Genomic DNA, 22,939 nt, shown 5'->3' on the forward strand with positions numbered 1-22,939 from the left:
TTATCATGGTTCGATGAAGAAAAAAACTGGCCTTGCCGGCCTTGCCCTCAGCGGCCTGTGGTTTGTCGTCCCCCTGGCGCTGGCGCAGACCGACGAACCTGTGTCCGCGGCCCCCGCCACGCTGGGCGAGGCCAAGGCGGTGCAGGAGGCCGCGCCCTCTTCCCTGCTGGACAGCGCGCTGTTCTACCAGTTGCTGGTCGGCGAGATGACCCTGCAGGACGGCGAGCCCGCCGCGGGCTTTGCCCTCATGCTGGACGCCGCCCGGAAAACCGGCGACGCGCAGCTTTACCAGCGCGCCACCGACATCGCCCTGCAGTCGCGCTCGGGCGACGCGGCCCTGCAATCGGCCCGCGCCTGGAAGCAAGACCAGCCGACCTCGCGCGAGGCCAACCGCTACGTGCTGCAGATCCTGGTGGCGCTCAACCGGATCGCCGACACGGTGGAGCCACTGCAAACCGAAATCAAGCTGGCCCCGGACGTGGAACGGCCCGCCGTCCTGAGCGCGGTGCCGCGCGTCTATGCCCGCGTGGCGGACAAAAAACTGGCCAGCACCGTGGTGGAAGAAGCGCTTGCCGACTACCTCGGCACACCCGCCACCGCCGGCGCCGCATGGACGGCGGTCGGCCGCATGCGCCTGGCCGCCGGCGACACCAAAGGGGCTCTGACGGCCGCCAGGCGCGGCCAGGCAGCCGCGCCGCGTGCCGAAGGCCCGGCCCTGGTGGCGCTCGAGTTGATGGACCCCAAGATGCCCGAAGCCGAAGGCGTGGTGCGCGGCTACTTCGAAGGCAATCCCAAGGCCCTGCCCGAAATCAGGATGGGTTATGCCCGCGCCCTGCTGGATGCCCAGCGTTATGCCGAGGCCTCCGCCCAGTTGCAAATCGTGACGCGCGACAAACCCGACATGCCCGAAGGCTGGCTGGTGCTCGGCTCCCTGCAACTGCAGGACAACCAGCTGGCGCAGGCGCAAAGTTCGCTGGAGCGCTACGTCGGCCTGGCGCAGCAGCAGACGTCCGAGGGCGAACGCAACCGCGGCCTGGCCCAGGCCTATTTGTCGCTCTCGCAACTGGCGGAAAAACGCAAGGATTACGCTGCGGCGGAAAACTGGCTCGCCAAGATTGACAACCCGTCCGACCTGGCGCTGGCGCAGACCCGGCGCGCGTCCATCCTGGCCAGCCAGGGCAAACTCGAGGAAGGCCGCCAGCTGATCCGCAAGCTGCCCGAGCGCAATGCGGCCGAGGCCAGGGTCAAGCTCAATGCCGAAGTGTCCCTGCTGCGCGAATTCAAGCAGTACCAGCTGGCCCATGAGGTGTTGGCGCAGGCCTTGGTCAAGACGCCGGACGAAACCGAGCTGCTCTACGACCAGGCCATGATGGCCGAAAAACTGGGCAAGCTCGACGAAATGGAAAGCCTGCTGCGCAAGGTCATCCAGCTCAAGCCGGACTACCACCACGCCTACAACGCCCTGGGCTATTCGCTCGCCGATCGCAGCGTTCGGCTGCCCGAGGCGCGCGACTTGATCCGCAAGGCGCTGGAATTCGCCCCCTCCGACCCCTTTATCGGCGACAGCCTGGGCTGGGTGGAATTTCGCATGGGCAACAACGCCGAAGCCGTGAAAATCTTCGAGGCGGCCTACAAGGCCAAACCCGATGCCGAGATCGCGGCGCATTTCGGCGAAGTGCTGTGGGCCATGGGCCAGCGCGACCGCGCCATCTCTATCTGGAAGGAAGGCCGGCTGCTCAATCCCGAGAACGAAACACTGCTCGAGACGCTCAAGCGCCTGCGCGTGAAGCTGTAATCCGGAATATCGACTTTGCCGCTCATCTTTCCTACGCGCCTGCTCCGGCTGTTCCTTGTTTTTGCGGGCTTTTTCACCGCACTTTTTCTGACCGGCTGCGCGCAAACGCCCCGGGCCACGGCCCAGGACGGGCTCAAGAACGAATTCTGGACCGGCCGCATCAGCCTGCAGGTGCAGAGCGAGCCGGCGCAGTCTTTCTCAGCCAGTTTCGAGCTCAGGGGCGGGGTCGAACGCGGTGAGCTTTCGCTGGTCAGCCCCCTGGGCAATGTGCTGGGCGTGCTGCGCTGGGCACCCGGCGAGGCGTTGCTGGATTCGGGCAATGGCAAGGTCCAGCGCTTTGCCTCCGTTGACGAGCTGATGGCCAAGGCCACGGGCGCGGCCGTGCCGCTGGGCGCGCTGTTTGCCTGGCTACGGGGCGACAATGCCGCCGCCAGCGGCTGGTCGGCCGATCTCTCGCGTTACCAGGACGGCCGTATTTCGGCCAAACGATCCCAGCCGACGCCGCAGGCCGACCTGCGTGTCGTGCTCGACCAGTAGCCACCACGCCCTTGCACCGGCTTTTGTGTTTTTATGACTTCAAGCGCTTCCATGCCCCCGCTCAAGGCCCTCTATGACGTGCCGGCGCCCGCCAAGCTCAACCTTTTTTTGCACATCACCGGCCGCAGGCCCGACGGCTACCACCTGCTGCAGTCCGTTTTCATGCTGATCGACTGGTGCGACACCCTGCACCTTGAACTGCGCACCGACGGCCGGATCAGCCGCGAGGACTTGGCAACAGACGGCCATGCGGCAGGGGTCCTGCCCGCGGACGACCTGGCGGTGCGCGCCGCCAGGGCGCTGCAAGCCGCCTCGGGCACCTCGCTGGGCGTGCACATTGGCCTGCAAAAGCGGATTCCCTTGCAAGCCGGCATGGGCGGCGGCTCCTCGGACGCGGCCAGCTGCCTGCTGGCGCTGCAGCGGCTGTGGGGCGTGCGCCTGCCGCCCCGGGAACTGCAGGCCCTGGCCCTGTCGCTGGGCGCCGACGTGCCTTTTTTCCTCTCGGGCGGCCATGCCTGGGTGGAGGGCATAGGCGAAAAAATTACCCCGCTGGCCCTGCCGCCAGCCCATTTTCTGGTGCTCAAACCGGCCGCCGGACTGCCCACCCAAGGTATTTTCAGCGCTCCGGAGCTCAAACGCGACACAGAAACTGCTACAATCCAAGGCTTTGCTGCAAATGCTGAAGGCCAGTCGAAATCCTTTGATTTCGGATTCGGCCGCAACGACTTGCAGCCGGTAGCGCAGGAGATGTGCCCGCAGATAGGCCAATCGCTCGATTGGCTCAAAAGCAGACATCTTCAAGGGCGCATGACCGGCTCCGGAAGTGCTGTATTTGCGCAACTGCCGCACGAAGCAGATTTGCCGGATACCTCAGAATTGCCTGAGGGCTGGAAAGTACGCAAATGCGGTAATTTGGAAGCGCATCCCCTGGCCGGTTGGTAAAATAACCGCTCTCGAAATGTGTTTCCAAGCGACCATAAATGAATAAGTTATAGGTCTGTTGTTGGCAACAACAACTGTCCTGTGTAGGGGTGTCGCCAAGCTGGTTAAGGCACCGGATTTTGATTCCGGCATTCGCAGGTTCGAATCCTTCCACCCCTGCCAAATTTAAGACTGTGGGCCACAGCCCCGGTGTTGCGGACCCGCCCGGAGCGGGCCCGCGTGACTCCTGACAGACCCGCATGATGTGTATCGGCGGGTCTGTGTGTTTTTGGAAACACGCCAGGCAAGCGGCGCTCACTGCCAAGCCCCTCTTGCAACGTGTTGTCCCCGTGCGTATTTTGCTTCGATCAGAAATTTCAGCCACGTTCAAGTCCTTGTAGCAGCTGGGCCCCACATGCAAACGCACCACCCCGATTTCATGGTTTTTACCGGCAATGCCAATCCGAGCATGGCCTCCGAGATTGCCCAGAACCTGGGTATTTCGCTGGGCGCGGCCCACGTGGGGCGTTTTTCGGATGGCGAGGTCACCGTCGAGATCCAGCAGAACGTGCGGGCCCGCGATGTGTTCGTGGTGCAGTCGACCTGCGCGCCGACCAACGACAACCTGATGGAATTGCTGATCATGGTCGACGCGCTGAAACGGGCTTCGGCCGAGCGCATCGCCGCGGTGATCCCGTATTTCGGCTACGCGCGGCAAGACCGCCGCCCGCGTTCGGCGCGTGTGCCCATCACGGCCAAGGTGGTGGCCAACATGCTGCAGGCCGTGGGCGTGTCGCGTGTCCTGACGATGGACCTGCATGCCGACCAGATTCAGGGCTTTTTTGACATTCCGGTCGACAATATTTATGCGTCGCCGGTGCTGCTGGGCGATTTGCGGCAGAAAAACTACGCCGACCTGATGGTCGTCTCGCCCGACGTGGGCGGCGTGGTGCGCGCCCGGGCGCTGGCCAAGCAGCTGGGCTGCGACATGGCCATCATCGACAAACGCCGCCCCAAGGCGAACGTGTCGGAAGTGATGCACGTGATCGGCGACATCGAAGGCCGCAACTGCGTGATCATGGACGACATGATCGACACGGCCGGCACGCTGGTCAAGGCGGCCGAGGTGCTCAAGGAGCGCGGCGCCAAGAAGGTTTACGCCTATTGCACGCACCCGATTTTTTCGGGCCCTGCCATAGACCGCATCGCCAAGGGCGACGCGCTCGATGAAGTGGTGATCACCAACACCATTCCGCTGAGCCCGAACGCCGAAGGCTGCAAAAAGATTCGCCAGCTCTCCGTGGCGCCGCTGATCGCTGAAACCATACAGCGCATCGCCAAGGGAGAGTCGGTCATGAGTTTGTTTTCGGACCAGGACAACCTGTTCTGACCTGAAACAAAAAGCGGCTGCCTTACCCGCGAACCCCGAAGTCCAGGGACTTCACCGGTTCATCGGCTCGAGGCAGCTTTTTAAAGCAGAACGAGACTGGTCGCGGTCCGTTCTTTATTGGAGTTGATTATGAAATTCGTCGCTTTTGAGCGCGCAAAGCAGGGCACGGGTGCGAGCCGCCGTCTCCGCATCACGGGCCGCACGCCCGGTATCGTCTATGGTGGCACCGGTGAGCCCACGCTGATCGAAATCGATCACAACGCGCTGTTCCACGCCATCAAGAAAGAAGCATTCCATGCCTCCATCCTCGAGATGGAACTGGCCGGCAAAGAACACAAAGTTCTGCTGCGCGACCTGCAAATGCACCCCTACAAGCAGCAGATCCTGCACATCGATTTCCAGCGCGTGGAAGCCAAGACCAAGATGACCGTCAAAGTGCCCGTGCACTACAGCGGTGAAGAAGAGTCTCCAGCCGTCAAGACTGAGAACTGCCTGGTCAACCACGTGATCACCGAATTGACTGTGTCCTGCTTCCCGGCCGACATCCCCGAATTCATCGCCGTCGACCTGAAGGGCCTGAAGAAGGGTTCGCCGCTGCACATCAAGGACATCACGCTGCCAAAGGGCGTGAAGTTTGTCGCCAAGGGCCAGGACAACCCGGTTCTGGTGTCGGTGTCCGCAGTGTCCGAAGAAGCCGAGGCCGATGCCGCAGCAGCCGCTGCCGCCGCCGCACCGGTGGACCCGAAAGCCGCCAAGGCCGCTGCCGCCAAGGAAGCCAAAGCCGGCGCCAAGGCTGACGCCGCCAAGCCTGCCGCCAAGAAGTAATCCACTTCGCGCGCAGGCCTGAAAAGGCCCACGGCCCTTGTCCTCTTGCGGGACAAGGGCCGTTTTTCTTGGCCCGCCCTCCACAGGCGGCGAGGCACCGCAGGCACGCCCCCTAGAATTGGGCGATGGAAATTTCCGCATGATCAAATTATTTGTCGGCCTGGGCAACCCCGGCCCTGAATACGAGGCCACACGCCACAACGCCGGCTTCTGGTGGATAGACGCCCTCTCGCGCGAGCTCAAGGCGCCGCTCAGCCTGGACAAAAGCTATCACGGGCAGGTGGCCCGCACCACGGTGAACGGCCAGAACGTCTGGCTGCTCAAGCCGCTGACCTTTATGAATGTGTCGGGCAAGTCGGTGGCGGCGCTGGCGCGCTTCTTCAAGGTCGCGCCCGAGGAGGTGCTGGTGGCGCACGACGAGATGGACATCGTGCCCGGCCAGGTCAAGCTCAAGTTCGGCGGCAGCCACGCCGGCCACAACGGCCTGCGCGACATCCATGCGCAGCTGGGCACGCCCGACTACTGGCGCCTGCGCATAGGCGTGGGCCACCCGGGCGTCAAGGCCGAAGTGGTTAACTGGGTGCTGAAAAAGCCCTCGGCCGAACACCGCATCGCCATTGAAGACTGCATCGCGCGCTGCCTCAAGGCCGTGCCGGAGCTGCTCAAGGGCGAGATGGAAAAGGCCACGATGATGATTCACACCAGCACGCCGCCGCGGCCCAAGCCGCCACGCAAACCCGTCGAGCCCGCCGCCGAAGACTGAGGGTCAATCCCCTGCCCTTACCGGCCTAGCGGGCCGTGATGATGGGAATGACGGCCTGCAGGCGCTGGTATTTTTCCCACAGGGTTTCCCGCGTTTCGATGTGCTGCGGGTTGATGGGAATGCAGGCCACGGGGCAGACCTGCACGCACTGCGGCTCGTCGAAATGGCCCACGCATTCGGTGCATTTGTGCGGGTCGATCTCGTAGATTTCCTTGCCCAGGTAAATCGCCTGGTTGGGGCATTCGGGCTCGCAGACGTCACAGTTGATGCATTCGTCGGTGATCATCAAGGCCATGTCAGCCTCCTTTTGCCGATCGGTGCGCCGCCGCCAGGGCCGCCGCCACCGCCGGGCTCACCATCTGCGCGACGTCGCCGCCCAGCTTGCTGATCTCGCGCACCAGCGTGCTGCTGATGCATTGCAGCGGCGCGTCGGGCAGCAAAAACACGGTTTCCACTTCCGGCCGCAGCTTGCGGTTCATGGCCGCCATTTGCGCTTCATAGTCAAAGTCGGTGATGTTGCGTATGCCGCGCACCACGGCCGAGGCCTTTTGCGCCGCGCAAAAATCCATGATCAGGCCGTCAAAGGGCAGCACGCTCACGCCGGCAATGCCTTCAGTCGCGGCCTTCACCTGGGCCACGCGCTGCTCCAGCGAGAACAAGGTCTTTTTGTGGTGGGCCACGGCCACGGCGATGACGAGCTGGTCAAACAGCCCCGCCGCGCGGCGCACCACGTCGTCATGGCCCAACGTAAAGGGGTCAAACGTGCCGGAATAGACAGCGATGCGTGGGGTTGCCATAGGGGGAATTATGCCCGCCCCCGCCCTATCCCCCAGCGTGGACGCCTCTGTAACCACGCGGCAGGCAAGGCTGCGGGATTCAGGCCGCCCCGGCCAGCAAATGGAAATGCACAGCGCCGGCCTTGCCGCTGCGGTGCACCTGCAAGCCCAGGGGCAGCAGTTCCTCGTCGCTCCAGGGCTTGGGCGCCTCCAGGTACACCAGTCCGGTCGGGCCTATGGCCCGCGCGGCGGCCTGCAGCGCGGATTCGAAAAGCGTGGATTCAAAGGGTGGGTCCAGCAGCACCAGTTGCAGGCTGCCCGGCGCCGCGCGCTTGAGCGCGCTGAGCCCATCGCCGCGCTCGATGCGGCACATCCCGGCCTTGAGCCTGGCCTGCACCGCCTTGAGCTGCAGCGCCAGGGCCGGGTCCTGCTCGCACAGCAGCACGTCGGCGGCGCCGCGCGAGGCGGCCTCAAAGCCCAGCGCGCCGGTGCCGGCGAACACGTCCATGCAGCGCCAGCCCGTCAGGTCCTGGCCCAGCCAATTGAACAACGTTTCGCGCACACGATCGGGCGTGGGGCGCAGGCCGGGCTTGCTGGGCACCGGCAGCTTGCTGCGTTTGTACAAGCCGCCGATGATGCGGATTTCGCCGGGGGGCACGGTCTTGCGGCCCACCACCTTGCCGCCCTTTGGTTTTGCCCCGGCGGTTTTGGCGGGGGTGGATGCGGTGTATTTCATGGCGCGGCGCCCAGGACCAAGGTCACCATTTTCTCGGGCTGCAGCTTGCGCGCGAAGGCCGCCTTGATGTCGGACACCGTCACCTTGTCCACCTGCTGCGTCCAGGTGTCCAGGTAATCGAGCGGCAGGCCGTTCCAGGCGATGCTGGCGATGTTGTCCAGCAGCTTGCGGTTGCTGTCTATGCGCAGCGCAAAGCCGCCTACAAGGTTGTCCTTGGCGTCCTTCAGTTCGGCCTCGGTGGGGCCCTTGGCGACGAAGTCCTTGACCACCTCGCGCACCAGCGCCACCGCCTGGTCGGCCTGGTCGGGCCGCGTCTGCAAGCCCACGGTGAAGCTGCCGGCATGCAGGCCGGGCGAGAAATAGCTGTAGACGCCGTAAGTCAGCCCCCGCTTTTCACGCACTTCCCGCGTCAGGCGCGAGGCAAAACCACCGCCTCCCAGGATGTAGTTGCCCACGGTCAGCGCGAAATAATCGGGGTCGTCGCGCTTGAAGCCAGGCTGACCCATGAGCACGTGGGCCTGCGCCGAATCAAAGGGAATGCGTTTTTCCTCGGCCTGGGCCAGCGGTGCCACCTCGGGCACCTGCGGCATGGGCGGCAGGCTGGCGCACGGCACCTGCGGCAGGCGCGACAGCAGGCGCGCCGCGATCGCATCGGCCTGCGCGCGCGTCACCGCGCCCACCATGCTGATGCGCGCGCGGCAGGCCACCACGCCGGCGCTGTAGAAAGCGCGCATGTCGGCGATGCTGATGCGCCCCAGCGTGGCTTCGGTCACCTCATAGCCGTAGGGATGCGCGCCGTACACCGCCTTGGCGTAAGCACGGCCAATCACGCTGCCGGGCCGGGTGTAGGACTCCTTGAGCGATGCCACCATGCGCTCGCGTTCGCGCTGCCAGACGGCGCCGGGAAAGGACGGCTGCGCGATCTGGCGAGCCGCGAGCGCCACGGCTTTGTCGAGCAGATCGGGATCGGTCAGCGAGCGCAGCGAAAAACCCAGGCGCTCCCCGGTGGCGCTGACGCCGAACTGCGCGCCCAGGTCGGCCCAGGCCTCGCTGAGCGCATTCTCGTCCATGGCGGGTTCGCCATTCCTGGCCTCCAGGCCTTTGTCCAGCATGGTCGCGGTCATGCTCGCCAGGCCCGCCTGGACGGTCGGGTCGCGCCGGGTGCCGGCGTCGAAATCGATCTGCACATCCAGCATGGCGATGGCCGGGCTTTCAACCAGGTACACCTGCGCGCCGCCGGGCTGCGTCCATTGCTGGATGGGGATGGCCGCGCCGGCCGTTGCCTGCAGGCACAGGCCAATCAAGCCGGCAGCCCAGAGGGAGAGAGAGCGCTTGGCCCTGTATTTCGTGGCGATTGTCATGGGGATTCGGGTGTCGGGTTCAGGAGCCGTCATGGCGGATGGGAAGCGCCGGCTTGCGGGGTTTGCGCTTGGGGTCCGCGGGCTGCGGCAACAGGGTGACCAGCGTCATCTGGTCGTCGCCGAAGTACTTGGCGGCCACCGCCTGCACTTCGGCGGCCGTCACGCGGCGCAGGCCGGCGATCACACGTTCGCTGCCGTCCAGCGGCAGGCCCTGTATCCAGTTGGAGCCCAGCTCTCGCGCCTGGCTGAACACGGAGTCGAGCTTGTAAGTCTCGCTGGCCACCCACTGGGTCTTGACGCGCTTGAGTTCCGCCTCGCTCACGCCCTCGCGCGCGACCAGGGCGACTTCCCGGCGCAAGGCCTCGGCCACCTGCTGCGTGGTCTTGCCATCCGCGGGAACGCCGTCCAGCACAAACAGCTGCGGCCCGCGCCCCATCAGGCCGTTGGACGCCCCGGCGCCGTCGGACAGCCTGTTGTCGCCCTGCCCCAGGGCGCGCTCCAGGCGCGCGCCGCCATAGCCGTCAAGCACCGCGGCCAGCACGGTCAGGGCCAGCGCATCGCGGCTGCCGGCCGCCGTCGGCGAGGCCGGTGCGCCAGGGGCCGGGTCCATGAGATCGGCCGGCTCCAGCTTGGGCACCTTGAAGGACAGGCTCACATAGGCCTGGCTGGCCGGGGCCTTGTAATCCAGGCGGCGCGGGCCGTCCTGCTCAGGCTCGGTGCGGGGCTTGCGCTCGGGCACAGGCCGCGCGGGGATCCCGCCGTAGTATTTCTCGGCGAGTTTCCTGACCTGGGCGACTTCCACGTCACCCGCCACCACCACGGCCGCGTTCGCCGGCACATACCAGCGCCGGTAGAAATCACGCACGTCGGCCGGCGTCATGGCGTCCAGGTCGCTCATCCAGCCGACGACGGAGCGCCGGTAAGGCGAGGCCAGGAAGGTCACGGCCGTGCCCTGCTCGTGGAGCATGGCGCGCGGCGAATCCTCGGTGCGCAGGCGGCGCTCCTCCTTGACCACCTCGATCTCGCGTTTGAATTCCTCGTCAGGCCACTGCATGTGGGCAAAGCGGTCGGCCTCCAGCCGCATCACCTCCTCCAGCTTGCCGGCCGGAATCTGCTGGTGATAGCCGGTGTAGTCGCGGGTGGTGAAGGCATTGTCGCGTCCGCCCAGCGCGGCCACCCGTTTGGCAAAATCGCCGGGCTTGACCGTGGCTGTGCCCTTGAACATCATGTGCTCCAGCGCATGGGCCACGCCCGAGGTGCCGTCCACCTCGTCCATGGAGCCGACCCGCACCCACAGCATGTGGGCCGCCGTGGGCGCGCGGTGGTCGGGTTTGACAATCACCGTGAGGCCGTTGGCCAGCGTGAACTTCTCCGCCACCGGCGCCGGGGCGGGCGCCTGGGCGAAAGCGGCGGCTCCCAGGCACAAGGCCAGCAGGGCGGCCGGGGCGCGGGGAAGGCGGAAAACGGGGCGCAAAACGGGGCGGGGAAGGGGTACTGGCTGCGTCAAAAGGGCTTGTCTGGGGTGTTTCATAGAATAGATGGGTGGCGCCGCACGTTGCCCCGCAACGGTGCAACAGCCCACTAGGACTCCGCAAGCATACCCAATGTTCAGTTTTTTCAAGAAAAAATCCCCCCCTCCCGCCGCCGTGCCTTCCACGGCATCGCCCGCGCCGGCGGCAGACGCCGTTCCTGCGCCGGCGCCCGCCGGGGGTGGATTGATAGGCAGCGCGCTGGTCACCCCCATCGCCATGCCGGTCCCCGGCGCCGTCCCGCCGGAACGCGAGCGCTGGCTCAGCAAACTCCAGGCCGGCTTGCGCAAAACCGGCTCCAGCATTTCAACGGTGTTCACCGGCAGCCGCATCGACGATGCGCTTTACGAAGACCTTGAAACCGCGCTGCTGATGGCCGACGCCGGCACCAAGGCCACCGAACACCTGCTGGCTGACGTCAAGCGCCGCGTGCGCGAAGGCGGCATGACGCATCCCGTGGCCGTCAAGAACGCGCTGGTGGACGCCATAGCGCAACTGCTCAAGCCGCTGGAGCAGCCGCTGGTGATAGGCCAATACCAGCCCACCGTGATCATGGTCACCGGCGTGAACGGCGTCGGCAAGACCACCTCCATCGGCAAGCTCACGCGCCACCTGGCGAGCGAAGGCGCCTCGGTGCTGCTCGCGGCGGCCGACACCTTTCGCGCGGCGGCGCGCGAGCAGCTCAGCGTCTGGGCCGACCGCAACACCGTCGAAATCGTGAGCCAGGAAGGGGGCGACCCGGCCGCCGTGAGCTTTGACGCCGTGAGCGCCGGCAAGGCGCGCGGCAAGGATGTGGTGCTGGTCGACACCGCCGGCCGCCTGCCCACGCAGCTACACCTCATGGAAGAGCTGCGCAAGATCAAGCGCGTGGTGCAAAAAGCGGAGGCCACAGCCCCACATGAAATAGTGCTGGTGATCGACGGCAACACCGGCCAGAACGCCCTGGCCCAGGTCAAGGCCTTTGACGACACCTTGCAGCTGACCGGCCTCATCGTGACCAAGCTGGACGGCACGGCCAAGGGCGGCGTGCTGGCGGCCATCGCGCTGTGGGCCCGCGAACGCGCGCTGGCCTCACCGGCGCTGCGCCCCGTGTCGGTGTATTTCATCGGCGTGGGCGAGCAGCTCGAAGACCTGGAAACCTTCAACGCGCGCGAATTCGCGCAGGCCCTGCTGGGCTAGGCGCTTTCTTCAGGCCTCAGGCTTTCAGGCACCCAGGCGCAGCAGCAGCACCGCGGCCACCACAAAGGCCACGATAAACACGGTCTCGGTGACCAGCATCGCGACCGGCTTCCAGCCGAGCTTGAGCAGATCCTCAAAGCTGGTCTTGACACCCGCGGCGGCGATGGCGGTGACCAGCATCCAGCGGGAGGCATCGCCGGCCAGCTGAACCAGCGGCGGGCTGATGAGGCCGGCGCTGGCCAGCATCACCAGCACGACAAAGGCCAGCAGAAAGCCGGGCACCAGCGGCACCTCGGTTTCCGGCACCTTCACGGCCGGATGCTTGCGGTACATCACGGCCACCGCCAGCACCACCGGCATCAGCATCATGACGCGGAACAGCTTGACAACCGTCGCCGTGTCGCCGGCCTGCGGCCCCAGCATCATGCCGGCCGCCACCACCTGCGCCACATCATGGATGGAGCCGCCCAGCACGATGCCGGCCTGCCCCGGCAGCAGGCCTATGGCCTGCAGGCTGAAGGGATAGACCACCATGGCCAGCGTCGACAGCACCGTGACGCCCACGACGGCCAACAGCGTGAAGCGCTCGTTCTCTTTGGTTTGCGGCAGCACCGAAGACACCGCCAGCGCCGCCGACGCCCCGCAAATGGCCACGGCGCTGCCCGAGAGCAGGCCTTCATCACGCGAACACTTGAGCCAGCGCGCCAGCAGCACGCCCAGCCCTATCGTGAGCAGCACCGCCAGCACGATGACCGCCGCGGTCCCCAGGCCCAACTGGGCCACCTGCGAAAAAGTGATGCGCGCGCCCAGCAGGGCCACGCCGACACGCAGCACCACACGCCCGCAAAAACCTATGCCCTTGGCCGCCTGCGGATGGCTGCTCAGAAAGTGAAAGGCCAGGCCTATCAGCAGCGCGTACAGCAGCTGCGGCCCGCCGTAATGCTCGGACACAAAAGTGGCTGCCAGTGCGATCACCATGCACACCAGCACACCCGGGAAATACGTGCTCAAGGAAGCCAGCTGCAAGCGCCATGTGTGAATCATCGGAACCCAATAAAAATGTCAGAAAAAATGGTGGGGTGAGGCGTCCGCCTCATGAGCGCTTGTCTTGGGGCTTGAGCACGCCTTCGAGCAGGGCGGCGCCTGCCGGGCTGCCGGCCACCAGCATCCGGCTCTCCAGCAGCGGCAGGCCGTCCATCGCCTGCATCACGGCGCCGGCTTCGCGCAGCAGCACAGCGCCGGCCGCCGCATCCCAGGCGCCCATGCCGCGCTCCCAGAAGGCGTCTACCCTGCCGGCCGCCACATAGGCCAGCTCCAGCGCCATCGCGCCGCTGCGGCGCACCTGGCCGAAGGTCTTCAGCACGCGGCCGAATTCGGCAAGGTAGTCGTCCATGAAGGACGCGCCGGGTTTGGGAAACACCGTGGCGACCAGGCATTGGCCCGGCAGGCGCGGGCCGGCGCAAGCGATGGGCCGCCCGTTCAACCGGGCACCCAGGCCGGTCGCGGCGGTAAAGACTTCATTGCGCGAAGGATCGACGATCACGCCCAGCACCGGCTCGCGGCCCGCGCAGAGGGCGACAGACACCGCGTACTGCGGGTAGCCGCGCGCAAAATTCGCCGTGCCGTCTATCGGGTCCACCAGCCAGGTGGGTTCGTCCGTCAACTCGCCGCCGCCCTCCTCGCCGACAAAGCGGCCCTGCGGCAGCGCATGCTGCAGGGCTTCCTGCAGGTCCTCCTCCACTTCGCGGTCAAAGCGTGTGACCCAGTCGCCGGGTGCTTTCTGGCTCACGTCGGCCGGTTTCAGGCCGGCCTGGGCCTGCTGGATGCGGGCGGCCGCCTCCATGCCGGCCAGCCTGGCCTTCTCCAGTAAAAAAACAAGGTCCATGCTCAAGCTCTCTTGGACAGCACACTGACGTAGTCGTGCGCCTGGGTGTTGATGGTCGACACGCGGTACTCCACCGGTTTGTCGCCGAAGGTCAGCGCCAGCCGGTGCACCTCCATCACCGGCGCGCCGGGCGCCACGCCCAGCACGCGGGCCGTGGTTTTATCGGCCGCCGCCGCGCGCGCGCGCTCCTGCGCGCGAAGCACGGTGATGCCGAAGTCGGTCTGGTACAGCGCGTAAATCGTGCTGGGCCTTTCGACAAAACGCTTTTCGGTGAGGTTGCGAAACAGCGCCGCCGAAATCGCCAGCCTGTCATGCATCACCACGCGGCCGCGCAGCGCGAGCCGGTTCTCGGCCCTGAACACCGGCTCGCCGGCCTTGATGCGCAAGGCGGCGGCCTCGGCTTCCGTCGCCCGCTCGCGCGCGAAGGCGATGCAATCGATTTCGGGATAGTCGCGCTCGCGCGCCTCATCGTCGTCGCCGAAATTCCAGCGCGGCTCCACATGGAAAAACTGGAACAGGAAGCGGGCATCGGTGTGCGGCGCCACAAACGTGCCCTTGCCCTGGCGGCGCAGCAGCACGTGCTCGTGCACCAGTTCGTCCACCGCATGGCGCAAGGTGCCCACACTGACCTGCAGGCCTGTGGCGATTTCAGCCTCGCTGGGCAGGGGTTTACCCGGACCGTAGTGGCCGGCTTCAATGAGTTTTTGCAGCTCCCGCTTGACCTGGCGGTACAGCGGCAGGGTGTCCCCGCCCGCCAGCGGGCGCAGGGATGTGGGTCTGGTTTTCGCATTCACGGCGCCCATTGAAACACCGATGGGCGGGTCGTACAAGTCATATATATGAGTGAATTGACAAGGTGCGGGCCCTCCATAAAACTGGCGGCTCGATTCAACCCAGCCCCTTGATGGAGAACCCATGATTCATTTTGTATTGCATGACGCCAAAGACACCGTGGCCGTCGTGGTGGTGGAAGGTGTAAAGGCCGGAACCGCCATGACCGGCTGGATCATGGACGAGGACCGCATGATCAATGTGCAGGCCCAGCAGGACATCCCCATCGGCCACAAGGTGGCGCTCAAGGACATGGCCGTCGGCGATACGGTGCTCAAGTACGGCATCGACATGGGCAAGGTCGTCGCCAACATCAAGGCGGGCCAGCATGCACATGTCCATAACATCAAAACCAAACGCTGGTGATTGATGGCGCTCCCGGCTACTGCGCGGGCGGGATGCGTCGTTGCAAATCCTCGCCGGGCAGTAGCCCGTCTGTGGTTTGCGCCTAGCCTGCCGCCCGCTCGCTACGCCATCCAAACCATCAACCCAAAAAACTTTTAAAGGACTTCCCATGTCAGTCATTAACAAAGACACCACATTCCTGGGCTACCGCCGCGAGAACGGCCGCGTCGGCGTGCGCAACCACGTCATCATCCTGCCGCTGGACGACCTGTCGAACGCGGCGGCCGAGGCCGTGGCCCACAACATCAAGGGCTGCATGGCGATCCCGCACCCCTACGGCCGGCTGCAGTTCGGCGCCGACCTGGAGCTGCACTTCCGCACGCTGATAGGCGCGGGCTGCAACCCCAACGTCGCGGCCGTGGTGGTGATAGGCATTGAAGACGGCTGGACCAAAAAAGTCGTCGACGGCATCGCCACCACCGGCAAGCCTGTGGTCGGCTTCGGCATCGAGGGCCACGGCGACCACGAGACCATCATGAAGGCCTCCAGGGCGGCGCGCGAGTATGTGCAGTGGGCCAGCGAAAAACAGCGCGAGGTCTGCGGCATCTCCGAACTCTGGGTCTCCACCAAATGCGGCGAGTCCGACACCACCTCGGGTTGCGGCGCCAATCCCACGGTGGGCAATGCTTTCGACAAGCTGCACCCGCTGGGCAACTACCTGTGCTTCGGCGAAACCTCGGAAATCACCGGCGGCGAAAAAATCGTGGCAGACCGCTGCGCCAACGACGCGGTGCGCGACAAGTTCATGTTCATGTTCAACCGCTACCAGGACATGATCAACCGCCACAAAACCAGCGACCTGTCCGACTCGCAGCCGACCAAGGGCAATATCGCCGGGGGCCTGACGACCATCGAGGAAAAAGCCCTGGGCAACATCCAGAAGATAGGCAAGGCCTGCACGGTGGACGGCGTCATCGACAAGGCCGAGATGCCCACGCACCCGGGCCTGTGGTTCATGGATTCGTCCAGCGCCGCCGCCGAGATGGTGACCCTGTGCGCCGCCTCGGGTTATGCGGTGCACTTCTTCCCCACGGGCCAGGGCAATGTGATCGGCAACGCCATCGTCCCGGTGATCAAGATCTGCTCCAACCCGCGCACTGTGCGCCTGATGAGCGAACACATCGACGTGGACACCTCGGGCCTGCTGCAGCGCGAGATCACGCTGGACCAGGCCGGCGACAAGCTGCTGGAGAACATGCTGCGCACGGCCAACGGCCGCCTGACCGCGGCCGAAGCCCTGGGCCACCGCGAGTTTGTGCTGACGCGCCTCTTCGAATCAGCCTAGAGCGGAGGACGCATGGCGCGCATAGTCATCTGCGAGTTCATGGACGAGCGCGCCGTAGCGCGGCTTGCGGCTGTTCACGAGGTGCTCTACGACCCGCAGCTGGTGGGCGATGCGGCCCGCCTGCGGGTCGAGGCGGTAACGGCCGACGTGCTGGTTGTGCGCAACCTGACCCAGGTGCGCGGCGAATTGCTGGCCGCGCTCACGCGCTGCAAGGTGGTGGGCCGGCTGGGCGTGGGCCTGGACAACATCGACGTCCCGGCCTGCGAGGCCCGGGGCATCAAGGTCATCCCGGCCACCGGCGCCAATGCGCTCAGCGTGGCCGAATACGTGATCGCCAGCACCATGCTGCTGCTGCGCGGCGCCTTTGCCTCCAGCGCGGCGGTGGCCGCCGGCCAGTGGCCGCGCGCGGCGCTGGGCAATGGGCGCGAGACCGCCGGGCAAACGCTGGGCATCATAGGCTTCGGCTCCATAGGCCAGACCACGGCGCGCCTGGCGCGGGGCCTGGGCATGCAAGTGATCGCTTACGACGCCATGCTGGCGCCCGATGCGCCGGTCTTCACGCAGGCCGGCGTGCGCTACGCCGCGCTCGACGAACTCATCGCCGGCGCGGACGCCGTCACGCTGCATGTGCCGTTGGTGGACTCCACCCGCGGCCTGTTCAACGCCGAGCGCATCGCCCGGATGAAAAAGGGCGCCGTGCTGGTCAACACCTCGCGCGGCCATATCGTGGACCTGGCGGCCGTAGCCGCCGCCCTCAGGGCCGGCCGGCTGGGCGGCGCGGCCATCGACGTCTTCGACGTGGAGCCCCTGCCCGCGACGGCGTTGCTGCAGGACTGCCCCAACTTGGTGCTGACCCCGCATATTTCGGGCGTCAGCACACAATCGAATGAACGTGTATCGTTCATGGTCGCAGAAAAAGTTCTGGAGAGTCTGAGCTGATGGCCCATTTGACCCTTGAAGAAGCTACCCGCCTCGGCGCGCAGGCCTTGCGCTGCGCGGGCGCGTCCGAAGAAATGGCGCTGAGCACCGCAAAGGCGCTGGTGCGCGCGGACGCGCAAGGCCTGGCCTCGCACGGCCTGAGCCGCGTGCCGCAATACGCCACCCACCTGAGCAACGGCCGCGCCGACGGCCAGGCCGTGCCCGTGGTGGCGCGCAAAAAAGGCGCGACGGTGCTGGTCGATGCCGGCGAAGGCCTGGCATTTCCGGCCTGCGACCTGGCGATTGCCACGGCCATCACCACGGCGCGCGAGATGGGCGTGTGTTTTGTGGGCATCACCAACAGCCACCACTGCGGCGTGTTGATAGACCACCTGCGCGCCGCGGCCGATGCCGGCCTGGTGGGCCTGGGTTTTGCCAACGCGCCGGCGGCCATGCCGGCGGCCGGCGGCAAACACCCGGTGTTCGGAACCAATCCCCTGGCCGCGATTTTTCCGCGCCGCGATGCCGACCCGCTGATGATCGACCTCTCGCTCAGCGAAGTCGCGCGCGGCAAGGTCATGCTGGCCGCCAAGGAAGGCAAGCCGATTCCGCTGGGCTGGGCACTGGACACCGACGGCCGGCCGACCACCGACGCGCAGGCGGCGCTCGAAGGCTCCATGCTGCCGCTGGGCGCGGTGAGCAGCCCCAAGGGCTCCATGCTGGCGCTGGTCGTGGAGCTGCTTGTCACCGCCGTGATAGGCGCGCGCTTCTCTTTTGAGGCATCCTCCTTTTTTGTCGACGAAGGCAACCAGCCGCGCATAGGCCAGGCCTTCATCCTGATAGACCCGGGCGCCCTGGCCGGCGCCGATAGCTACTTTGAGCGCATGGAAACCCTGATCGCCGAAATGCTGCAAGACGACGGCGTGCGCCTGGCCGGCGCGCGGCGCATCGCACTCGAAGCCAAGGCACAGCAGGCGGGGATCACCATCCCCGACGCGCTCAAGTTTCAATTGGATCAGTTAGTCAGTGAGGGATCAGTTGTTTAGTTAAAACTCAAGGAGATTGGCATGAAGCGTCGTGACATCGTATTGGCATCAGCAGGTGCAGCCCTGACGGGCGTTCCGGGCCTGGGGCTGGCCCAGCAGACCTTTCCCAAACCGGGCAGCACCATCAAGTATGTGGTGCCATTTACGCCCGGTGGCCTGACCGACATCATGGCGCGCACGGTCGCCCAGAAGCTCTCCGAAGCGTGGAAGACTTCGGTGATTGTCGAAAACAAGGCCGGCGGAAACGCGCAAATTGGCGCCGAGTTCGTCGCCAAGTCACCACCCGACGGCAACACGCTGCTGGCCATCACCTTGACGCATGCGGCGAACGTATCCCTTTATCCCAACGCACCCTTCAGCTTCACCAAGGACTTGCGTCCGGTCGCCCTGCTGGCCAATTCGCCGATGCTTGTTGTGGTTCCCGCCGCCAGCCCGATCAAGGACTTCAAGGACCTGATAGCGGTATCCAAAACCAAGCAGTTGAGCGCGGGTTCGAGCGGCAACGGCACGCCGGCGCACCTGACCATGGCCTTGTTCTGTGAACTGAACAAGACCAAGATGATCCATGTCCCCTACCGCGGCGGCGCACCGTCGATGGTCGACCTGATCGGCGGCCAGCTGGACGTGATTTTTTCCAACTTTCCGGAATCGATCACCCATGTCAAGAGCGGCAAATTGCGCGCGATCGCTATCTGCAGCCTGGGCCGGCACCCGGGGGTGCCGGACGTGCCGACGGCCTTTGAAGCCGGCATGACCGGACTCTTTGTCGAGAACTGGACAGGGGCCATGCTCCCGGCCAAGACACCGGATGACATTGTGGACAAATTCTCGCGCGAGATGATCAAGATCATGTACAGCGCCGAAGTGGAAGAGCGCGCCAAGCAGCAAGGCTTTCGTGTCTCACAAAAGGGCTCAGACGAGTTCGGCCGCTTCCTGAAAAGCGAAATAGACCGCTGGAGCCGGATTATCAAGACCGCGAAAATCACCCCGACCTGATGTCGCCCGGGCGCCGTGCCCGGCTTTGTAAAACACCGCGGCTGTATTAAAGTGGAAGAAAAAAGGCGCTGACTGCGCCTTTTTTCCCAAAGGAGACAGACATGGACAACACGGCGGACACACACGACACCCCCGACACTGCCGGCGCAGCGGCCCAACCCCGCAAAGTCGACCAGTTGCTCGCGCATTACGGTGAAAGCCACCAGAACCCGCGCAACGAGCTGATCCACTTCATCGCCATTCCCCTCATCATGCTGAGCCTGGTCGGCATGCTGTTTGCACTGCATCCCTATGTGGCCTATGCCTTTGTCGCGGCCAGCATGGTGTACTACGCCCGCCTGTCGGCGGTGTTCTTTATGACCATGGCGGTTTGGTCGGTGCTGTTTCTGGGCCTGGTGTTCGCCATGGGACCGCTGGTATTGCCGCTCAGCATCGCCATTTTTGTGGGTGCCTGGATTCTGCAATTCATAGGCCACAAGATAGAAGGCAAAAAGCCCTCGTTTTTCGAAGACATCCAGTACCTCTGGGTCGGCCCGCTGTTTGTGCTGAGCAAGCTGTTCGGCAAGCTCGGCATACGCTGGTGATGCATCCAGCTTGAAAAAGCGCCTTTCGCCTCCATGTGGGAGGTTTAAACCTTTTCACAGGTGTTTCGCTTGATCAGCAAAATTCTGCGTTTTTTCCTCAAACTGGTGCTGGGCCTGTTTGCGGCGGTGTTTGCCCTCAGCCTGCTGGCGGCCGCGCTGATCGTCGTGGTGCTGAGCCTGCTGAAGTCCCTGGTCACCGGCCGCAAGCCGGCGCCGGCCATGGTGTTCGGCCGCTTCCAGCGCTACTCGCCCCAGGGCATGTGGCCGGGCGGCTCCGGCCGTGAGGCCGGCAATGCCGCGCGCGCCGGCGACGTGGTCGATGTCGAGGTCCGCGAAGTGCGCGACGACAAGCGTCTGCCTTAAATCCCCCTGCCATCAAAGGCGCGCAGGGCGCCAGTCGCGTAGCCGCCCTGCTTCCCCTTCTTTCTTAGTGCTCCACCAGCTCCACGCGGCGCCTCAGGCCGCGACGGGTGAACGGTTTTGCCGCAGCACAGCCAGCGTGTTGTTCGCGGCGGCGACGCCCATGTTGACGTAAGCATCGCTGGTGACGCCGCCTATGTGCGGGCTGAGGATGAAACCGGGCTGGTGGTGGAAGATGTGCGGCGCCGTCATGGGCTCCACCGCAAAACTGTCGAGCGCGGCCATGCCGACCTGGCCCGACTGCACGGCCGCCAGCAGCGCGGGCTCGTCAACCAGCCCGCCGCGCGCGGTGTTCACCACGATCACGCCTTTTTTGCACTGCGCCAAGGTGTTCGCGTTCAGCAACTGCTTGTTGTCGGCCGTCAGCGGGCAGTGCAGGGAAATGGCGTCGGACTCGCGCCAGAGCTTGTCCAGGTCGACGGCTTGAATGTAGGCGGGCAGATTTTTGGCAAAGGGATCAAACCCCAGGACGCGCATGCCCATGGCATCGCACATCTTCGCGAAGCGCAGGCCTATGGCGCCCAGGCCGATCAGGCCTATGCTGCGCCCGCCCAGCTCCATGCTCTTGTGCGTGGCCTTGTCCCAGTGGCCCGCGTGCATGCGGGTGTTGAGCTGGACCACTGACTTGGCGCAAGCCAGCAGCAGGGCCAACGCCTGCTCGGCCACCGCGGCCGCGTTGGCGCCCACGGCGGCGGTGACCGCTATGCCGCGCGCGGCGGCCGCTGCCTTGTCAATGGTGTCCGTGCCGCTGCCATGTTTGGAGATGACTTTCAGGGCCGGCGCGGCATCCATGACCTCGGGCGTGATGCTGCTGTAGCGCACGATGATGGCCACCGGGTTGTGGCGCTGGCACAGGGCCACCAGATCGTCCACCTGCGGCGCCCTGCCGGCGTAGACCACCTCAAAGTCCTCGAGCAAGGCCAGCGCCTGGGGGGCCAGGTCGGCGGCGGTGACCAGGATGGCGGGCTTGGCGCTCACAGGCTTTCCCCTGCTTGCAGCACGCCGGCGGCCACCAATGATTCGTTCAGCCAGGGGGCGCTGGTTTTGCCTTCCTTGATCTGGGCGATGCGTTTGGCCTCGGCCACCACCTTGTGCGCCGCCAGCGGCAGCAGCGATTCAATCTTTTCGCGCTCAACCACAACCACGCCGTCGCCGTCGCCGCCGATGAAGTCGCCGGGATTGACCGTCACGCCGCCCACCGATACCGGATGGCCGATGCGGCCGCCGGCCTGCTTGGTCGGGCCGTTGGGGTTGGTGCCGACCGAGAACACCGGGTAGTCCATCTCGTCGATTTCGAGGCTGTCGCGCACCGCGCCGTCGATCACCACAGCGGCCAGCCCCAGCTGCCGGCATGCCGTCATCATGATGGTGCCCATGAGCGCGCTGGTCTGGTCGCCTTTGCCGTCAACCACCAGCACGTCGCCCGGCCGGGCCAGCGCCATGGCGGCATGGATCATGAGGTTGTCGCCCGGGCGGACCTCGACGGTGAAGGCCGTGCCGGCGAACTTCATGCGCGGGCGCAGGGCCCTGATGCGGCCGTGCAGCGCGCCGCGGCGGCCCGCCACATCGGCCAGGATGGCGGGCTGGTATTGCGCGGCCTGCGCGACGATGTCGGCGGGTACGCGGTCGAAGGTTTTGTTGATGTCTTGCTGGTTCATGAAAATACTCAATAAGGAAGTGTTGAAAAGACAGTGCAGCATGCTCAGTCCAGCTTGGCGCCGGACTCTTTGACGACCGGTGCCCAGCGCGTGATTTCGGCCTTGATCAGCGCGCCCAACTGTTCGGGCGTTCCACCCAGCACGGCGGCGCCCTGGTCGCCGAGTTTTTTCTTGACGTCAGCGGTTTGCAGCGCCTTGTTGAGTTCGGTGTTCAGGCGCAGCACGATGTCCCTGGGCACGGCCGCGGGGGCCACCACGCCGAACCAGGTCACCGCCTCGAAGCCCTTGTAGCCCGACTCGGCCACCGTCGGCACCTGCGGCAGGTCGTCCACGCGCTTGAGAGACGTGACGGCGATGGCCCGCATCTTGCCGTTCTTGATATGGCCCAGCAGCGTAGGCACCGATGACATATACAGCTGCACCTGGCCGCCTATGACGTCGGTTGCCGCCTGGGCCATGCCCTTGTACGGCACGTGGATGAATTTGACCCCGGCCGTCTTCTGCAGCAACTCGCTGGCCAGGTGGGCCACGGTGCCGTTGCCGGGGGACGCGAAGTTGAGGGACCCCGGTTTGGCCTTGCTGGCATTGACCACGTCGGCCAGCGTCTTGTAGGGTGAATCGGCGGCCACCACCAGCACCAGCGGTGCGCTGGCGACCAGGCCGACCGGCGCCAGGTCCTTGACCGGGTCATAGGGCATCTTGCTGTAAAGCGCCGGGTTGATGGCCAGGTTGCTGGTTTGCCCCAGCGCCAGCGTGTAACCGTCGGGAGCCGCCTTGGCTGCGGTATCCACACCCAGGTTGCCGCCGCTGCCGGGCCTGTTGTCGATGACAAAAGTCCAGCCCAGCGTGGTGGACAGCTTTTGGGCCACCTCCCGCGCAATGATGTCCGTGCCCCCGCCCGCCGGGAAAGGCACGACCAGGCGTATCGGCTTGTTGGGGTAGGCCTGCTGGGCCAAAGCGGGAATCGCCAGCATGGCAAGCAAGGCGGCCAGCAGGCCGCGGCGCAGAAAACTCATGAAATGTCTCCGTTGTTATGAACTCGCCCGCAAATTGTCATTCAGCGTTCCGTTTGTTAAAATACAGTTTCACCTGTCGCAAC

Annotated in this window: 25 protein-coding genes and 1 tRNA gene; 15 read left to right on the forward strand and 11 right to left on the reverse strand. The window is 65.3% G+C overall.

Annotated features, from left to right (window positions below):
- The first annotated feature begins 13 nt into the window (after positions 1 to 13).
- From AC1DUN_RS00585 to pth, 7 genes are all read left to right on the forward strand, one after another.
- Positions 14 to 1,795: a tetratricopeptide repeat protein gene (locus AC1DUN_RS00585; protein WP_477712264.1), complete on the forward strand. Its 1,782-nt coding sequence runs from the start codon at positions 14 to 16 to the stop codon at positions 1,793 to 1,795.
- Between the two features lie 15 nt (positions 1,796 to 1,810).
- Positions 1,811 to 2,332, forward strand: coding sequence for a lipoprotein insertase outer membrane protein LolB (locus tag AC1DUN_RS00590; protein ID WP_477712265.1), 522 nt, complete (start codon positions 1,811 to 1,813; stop codon positions 2,330 to 2,332).
- 33 nt (positions 2,333 to 2,365) lie between these two features.
- Positions 2,366 to 3,274 (forward strand): 4-(cytidine 5'-diphospho)-2-C-methyl-D-erythritol kinase, encoded by a 909-nt coding sequence (gene ispE, locus AC1DUN_RS00595; RefSeq protein ID WP_477712266.1) that lies wholly within the window; start codon positions 2,366 to 2,368, stop codon positions 3,272 to 3,274.
- A gap of 85 nt (positions 3,275 to 3,359) precedes the next feature.
- A tRNA-Gln gene (locus AC1DUN_RS00600) sits at positions 3,360 to 3,436 on the forward strand.
- A 232-nt stretch (positions 3,437 to 3,668) separates the two neighbouring features.
- Positions 3,669 to 4,643: a ribose-phosphate pyrophosphokinase gene (locus AC1DUN_RS00605; protein ID WP_007862847.1), complete on the forward strand. Its 975-nt coding sequence runs from the start codon at positions 3,669 to 3,671 to the stop codon at positions 4,641 to 4,643.
- Between the two features lie 129 nt (positions 4,644 to 4,772).
- Positions 4,773 to 5,468 (forward strand): 50S ribosomal protein L25/general stress protein Ctc, encoded by a 696-nt coding sequence (locus AC1DUN_RS00610; RefSeq protein WP_092132828.1) that lies wholly within the window; start codon positions 4,773 to 4,775, stop codon positions 5,466 to 5,468.
- A gap of 139 nt (positions 5,469 to 5,607) precedes the next feature.
- Positions 5,608 to 6,231 (forward strand): aminoacyl-tRNA hydrolase, encoded by a 624-nt coding sequence (gene pth, locus AC1DUN_RS00615; protein ID WP_477712267.1) that lies wholly within the window; start codon positions 5,608 to 5,610, stop codon positions 6,229 to 6,231.
- A 25-nt stretch (positions 6,232 to 6,256) separates the two neighbouring features.
- On the opposite strand, the gene AC1DUN_RS00620 is transcribed toward pth, so the two are convergent.
- The 5 genes from AC1DUN_RS00620 to AC1DUN_RS00640 all read right to left on the reverse strand — a co-directional run bounded on the left by AC1DUN_RS00620 (position 6,257) and on the right by AC1DUN_RS00640 (position 10,635).
- On the reverse strand, positions 6,257 to 6,526 hold the full coding sequence (locus tag AC1DUN_RS00620) for a YfhL family 4Fe-4S dicluster ferredoxin (protein ID WP_074576597.1): 270 nt from the start codon (positions 6,524 to 6,526) through the stop codon (positions 6,257 to 6,259).
- A 1-nt stretch (position 6,527) separates the two neighbouring features.
- Positions 6,528 to 7,028 carry a pantetheine-phosphate adenylyltransferase gene (gene coaD / locus AC1DUN_RS00625; protein ID WP_477712268.1) on the reverse strand — a complete coding sequence of 167 codons (501 nt, stop codon included), beginning with the start codon at positions 7,026 to 7,028 and terminating at the stop codon, positions 6,528 to 6,530.
- A 79-nt stretch (positions 7,029 to 7,107) separates the two neighbouring features.
- Positions 7,108 to 7,743 (reverse strand): 16S rRNA (guanine(966)-N(2))-methyltransferase RsmD, encoded by a 636-nt coding sequence (gene rsmD / locus AC1DUN_RS00630; RefSeq protein ID WP_477712269.1) that lies wholly within the window; start codon positions 7,741 to 7,743, stop codon positions 7,108 to 7,110.
- On the reverse strand, positions 7,740 to 9,104 hold the full coding sequence (locus tag AC1DUN_RS00635; RefSeq protein ID WP_477712270.1) for a M16 family metallopeptidase: 1,365 nt from the start codon (positions 9,102 to 9,104) through the stop codon (positions 7,740 to 7,742). The genes rsmD and AC1DUN_RS00635 overlap by 4 nt, the downstream gene beginning before the upstream one ends.
- Before the next feature lie 19 nt (positions 9,105 to 9,123).
- Positions 9,124 to 10,635: a M16 family metallopeptidase gene (locus AC1DUN_RS00640; RefSeq protein ID WP_477712271.1), complete on the reverse strand. Its 1,512-nt coding sequence runs from the start codon at positions 10,633 to 10,635 to the stop codon at positions 9,124 to 9,126.
- Between the two features lie 73 nt (positions 10,636 to 10,708).
- On the opposite strand from AC1DUN_RS00640, the gene ftsY reads away from it, so the two are divergent.
- Positions 10,709 to 11,812 (forward strand): signal recognition particle-docking protein FtsY, encoded by a 1,104-nt coding sequence (gene ftsY / locus AC1DUN_RS00645; RefSeq protein ID WP_477712272.1) that lies wholly within the window; start codon positions 10,709 to 10,711, stop codon positions 11,810 to 11,812.
- 24 nt (positions 11,813 to 11,836) lie between these two features.
- Here the strand turns inward: ftsY and AC1DUN_RS00650 are convergent, their stop codons facing one another.
- From AC1DUN_RS00650 to AC1DUN_RS00660, 3 genes are read right to left on the reverse strand one after another with little or no spacing between them, the layout of a single operon-like run.
- Positions 11,837 to 12,856 (reverse strand): YeiH family protein, encoded by a 1,020-nt coding sequence (locus tag AC1DUN_RS00650; RefSeq protein ID WP_477712273.1) that lies wholly within the window; start codon positions 12,854 to 12,856, stop codon positions 11,837 to 11,839.
- Between the two features lie 49 nt (positions 12,857 to 12,905).
- Positions 12,906 to 13,697: an inositol monophosphatase family protein gene (locus tag AC1DUN_RS00655; protein WP_477712274.1), complete on the reverse strand. Its 792-nt coding sequence runs from the start codon at positions 13,695 to 13,697 to the stop codon at positions 12,906 to 12,908.
- A 2-nt stretch (positions 13,698 to 13,699) separates the two neighbouring features.
- Positions 13,700 to 14,500: a GntR family transcriptional regulator gene (locus AC1DUN_RS00660; RefSeq protein WP_477712275.1), complete on the reverse strand. Its 801-nt coding sequence runs from the start codon at positions 14,498 to 14,500 to the stop codon at positions 13,700 to 13,702.
- A 112-nt stretch (positions 14,501 to 14,612) separates the two neighbouring features.
- Here AC1DUN_RS00660 and AC1DUN_RS00665 point away from each other — a divergent pair, with 112 nt between their 5' ends.
- The 7 genes from AC1DUN_RS00665 to AC1DUN_RS00695 all read left to right on the forward strand — a co-directional run bounded on the left by AC1DUN_RS00665 (position 14,613) and on the right by AC1DUN_RS00695 (position 20,125).
- Positions 14,613 to 14,894: a UxaA family hydrolase gene (locus AC1DUN_RS00665; protein WP_007862870.1), complete on the forward strand. Its 282-nt coding sequence runs from the start codon at positions 14,613 to 14,615 to the stop codon at positions 14,892 to 14,894.
- Positions 14,895 to 15,042: 148 nt separating this feature from the next.
- Positions 15,043 to 16,218, forward strand: a complete 1,176-nt coding sequence (locus AC1DUN_RS00670) for a UxaA family hydrolase (protein WP_477712276.1) — start codon at positions 15,043 to 15,045, stop codon at positions 16,216 to 16,218.
- Between the two features lie 12 nt (positions 16,219 to 16,230).
- A complete protein-coding gene (locus tag AC1DUN_RS00675; RefSeq protein ID WP_477712277.1) occupies positions 16,231 to 17,157 on the forward strand; it encodes a hydroxyacid dehydrogenase in 927 nt (308 codons plus the stop codon).
- Positions 17,157 to 18,182: an Ldh family oxidoreductase gene (locus tag AC1DUN_RS00680; RefSeq protein ID WP_477712278.1), complete on the forward strand. Its 1,026-nt coding sequence runs from the start codon at positions 17,157 to 17,159 to the stop codon at positions 18,180 to 18,182. Before AC1DUN_RS00675 ends, AC1DUN_RS00680 begins: the two co-directional genes overlap by 1 nt.
- Positions 18,183 to 18,203: 21 nt before the next feature.
- Complete coding sequence (locus tag AC1DUN_RS00685; RefSeq protein ID WP_477712279.1) at positions 18,204 to 19,178, forward strand: Bug family tripartite tricarboxylate transporter substrate binding protein; 975 nt, start codon at positions 18,204 to 18,206, stop codon at positions 19,176 to 19,178.
- 101 nt (positions 19,179 to 19,279) lie between these two features.
- Positions 19,280 to 19,762: an Mpo1 family 2-hydroxy fatty acid dioxygenase gene (locus AC1DUN_RS00690; protein WP_477712280.1), complete on the forward strand. Its 483-nt coding sequence runs from the start codon at positions 19,280 to 19,282 to the stop codon at positions 19,760 to 19,762.
- Positions 19,763 to 19,822: 60 nt separating this feature from the next.
- Positions 19,823 to 20,125, forward strand: a complete 303-nt coding sequence (locus AC1DUN_RS00695; protein ID WP_477712281.1) for a hypothetical protein — start codon at positions 19,823 to 19,825, stop codon at positions 20,123 to 20,125.
- 93 nt (positions 20,126 to 20,218) lie between these two features.
- Here the strand turns inward: AC1DUN_RS00695 and AC1DUN_RS00700 are convergent, their stop codons facing one another.
- Genes AC1DUN_RS00700 through AC1DUN_RS00710 form a run of 3 tightly spaced genes read right to left on the reverse strand, consistent with a single transcriptional unit; the run spans position 20,219 to position 22,856 of the window.
- Positions 20,219 to 21,160, reverse strand: a complete 942-nt coding sequence (locus AC1DUN_RS00700) for an NAD(P)-dependent oxidoreductase (RefSeq protein ID WP_477712282.1) — start codon at positions 21,158 to 21,160, stop codon at positions 20,219 to 20,221.
- Positions 21,157 to 21,840 (reverse strand): RraA family protein, encoded by a 684-nt coding sequence (locus tag AC1DUN_RS00705; RefSeq protein ID WP_477712283.1) that lies wholly within the window; start codon positions 21,838 to 21,840, stop codon positions 21,157 to 21,159. Before AC1DUN_RS00705 ends, AC1DUN_RS00700 begins: the two co-directional genes overlap by 4 nt.
- A gap of 44 nt (positions 21,841 to 21,884) precedes the next feature.
- Positions 21,885 to 22,856: a Bug family tripartite tricarboxylate transporter substrate binding protein gene (locus AC1DUN_RS00710; protein ID WP_477712284.1), complete on the reverse strand. Its 972-nt coding sequence runs from the start codon at positions 22,854 to 22,856 to the stop codon at positions 21,885 to 21,887.
- Positions 22,857 to 22,939 lie beyond the last annotated feature (83 nt).

Source organism: Polaromonas sp. P4_F6, from assembly GCF_056401275.1.